Below are 1,327 nucleotides of genomic sequence, written 5' to 3' on the forward strand. Positions count from 1 at the left end.
ACACCCACCTCGGTCCGTGTCGCCCTTCCGTTAGAACCCACGCAAAAAGGGCGCCCCGTGGGACGCCCTTTCTTATCTTCTGTGGATTTGGCGCTCGGTGATTTGGCGCTATCACCAATTCACTGATCGCCCCAAGAACGCTGGGCGTTCTTAGTCGATGATTTTCGAGACAACGCCCGAACCAACGGTGCGGCCGCCTTCACGGATCGCGAAGCGCAGCTTCTCTTCCATGGCGATCGGAGCGATCAGCTCGACGTTGAACTTCAGGTTGTCGCCCGGCATGACCATTTCGGTGCCAGCAGGCAGCTCAACAGTACCGGTCACGTCGGTGGTACGGAAGTAGAACTGCGGACGGTAGTTCGCGAAGAACGGGGTGTGACGACCGCCTTCTTCCTTGGTCAGGATATAGACCTCGGCTTCGAACTTGGTGTGCGGGTTAACCGAACCCGGCTTACACAGAACCTGGCCGCGCTCAACTTTTTCACGGTCGATACCGCGCAGCAGAACACCAACGTTGTCGCCAGCTTCACCGCGATCCAGCAGCTTGCGGAACATTTCAACACCGGTACAGGTGGTGGTCTGAGTGTCTTTGATACCAACGATCTCGATGGTGTCGCCAACATTCACAACGCCACGCTCAACACGACCCGTAACAACGGTACCGCGGCCCGAGATCGAGAACACGTCTTCGATCGGCAGCAGGAAGTCGCCGTCAACCGGACGATCCGGGGTCGGGATGTACTCGTCCACAGCAGCCATCAGCTCGCGGATTTTGTTCTCACCGATTTCCGGGTCACGACCTTCCATAGCGGCCAGAGCCGAACCAGCGATGATCGGCATGTCGTCGCCCGGGAAGTCGTATTCGTTCATCAGTTCACGAACTTCCATCTCAACCAGCTCGAGCAGCTCTTCGTCGTCTACCTGGTCAACTTTGTTCATGAAAACAACCAGCGCAGGTACACCAACCTGACGCGCCAGCAGGATGTGCTCGCGGGTCTGCGGCATGGGGCCGTCAGCTGCGTTCACAACCAGAATGCCGCCGTCCATCTGGGCCGCACCGGTGATCATGTTCTTCACGTAGTCAGCGTGACCGGGGCAGTCAACGTGCGCATAGTGACGGTTCTCGGTCTCGTACTCAACGTGAGCAGTCGAGATGGTGATGCCGCGGGCTTTCTCTTCCGGTGCACCGTCGATCTCGTCGTATGCTTTGAAGTCACCAAAGAATTTGGTGATCGCTGCCGTCAGAGTGGTCTTGCCGTGGTCAACGTGACCAATCGTGCCGATGTTAACGTGCGGTTTACCGCGTTCAAACTTTTCCTTAGCCATA

At 57.3% G+C, this 1,327-nt stretch carries 1 protein-coding gene; it reads right to left on the bottom strand.

Annotated features, from left to right (window positions below; all coding sequences use genetic code 11):
* Positions 1-150: 150 nt before the first annotated feature.
* Positions 151-1,326 carry an elongation factor Tu gene (gene tuf, locus MWU53_RS15890; RefSeq protein ID WP_247094673.1) on the bottom strand — a complete coding sequence of 392 codons (1,176 nt, stop codon included), beginning with the start codon at positions 1,324-1,326 and terminating at the stop codon, positions 151-153.
* Between the last annotated feature and the right edge of the window lies 1 nt (position 1,327).

Origin of the sequence: Aliiroseovarius sp. S1123 (assembly GCF_023015885.1) — a bacterium.
In the GTDB taxonomy this organism is placed as follows: domain Bacteria; phylum Pseudomonadota; class Alphaproteobacteria; order Rhodobacterales; family Rhodobacteraceae; genus Aliiroseovarius.

Coding starts and splice junctions, on each gene's coding strand:
- tuf (WP_247094673.1), bottom strand. CDS start 1,326: ATGGCTAAGGAAAAGTTTGAACGCGGTAAACCGCACGTTAACATCGGC.